Source organism: Mesorhizobium sp. M2A.F.Ca.ET.037.01.1.1, from assembly GCF_003998075.1.
Taxonomy (GTDB): Bacteria; Pseudomonadota; Alphaproteobacteria; order Rhizobiales; family Rhizobiaceae; genus Mesorhizobium.
The window spans coordinates 1-588 of sequence record NZ_RZSA01001702.1 but is presented as its reverse complement, the minus strand read 5'-3'; the positions used below and the strand labels follow the sequence as shown (position 1 = coordinate 588).

General features: G+C 65.1%; 1 protein-coding gene. It reads left to right on the top strand.

The annotated features are described in order from the left end of the window. The coding region (locus EOA27_RS39320; protein WP_127259080.1) for a DUF4118 domain-containing protein at positions 1–588 on the top strand (588 nt) is incomplete at both ends.

Genomic DNA, 588 nt, shown 5'->3' with positions numbered 1-588 from the left:
CCCAGGACATCGTGCGCCACGCGACGGCCAACAATTTTACCCATATCGTCATCGGCCGGCCTACCCGTTCGCGCTGGCGCGAGCTGATCGAGGGTTCGCTCACCTATGATCTGATCCGCAATGCCGGCGACATCAGCGTCCATGTCATTTCCGGCGCCGAGCGTGATACCGACACGCCCTCGGCGCGGGTCAAGGCCGCGACCGAGCAGAAGCCTTTCCAGATCTGGCCCTATCTGATCTCGACCGTCTATGTCGCCGGCGCGCTGGCCGTCAGCTCGATCCTCGACCAGTTCCTCGACGTGCGCAATCTCGCCAGCGTCCTGCTGCTGGCGGTGCTGACGTCGGCGGTCACCTTCGGGCTCTGGCCGGCGCTCTACGCCTGTTTCCTCTCCGCGCTTGCCTTCAACTTCTTCTTCCTCGAGCCGCGCTACACGCTGACGATCAGGGACCCGGAAAGCATCGTAGCCTTCGCCGTCTTCCTCGTCGTCGCCGTGATCGCCAGCAATCTGACGGCGCGCGTGCAGCGGCAGGCGGTCGCCGCGCGCTCGCGGGCGCGCGCCACCGAGGACATCTACTCCTTTTCCAAGA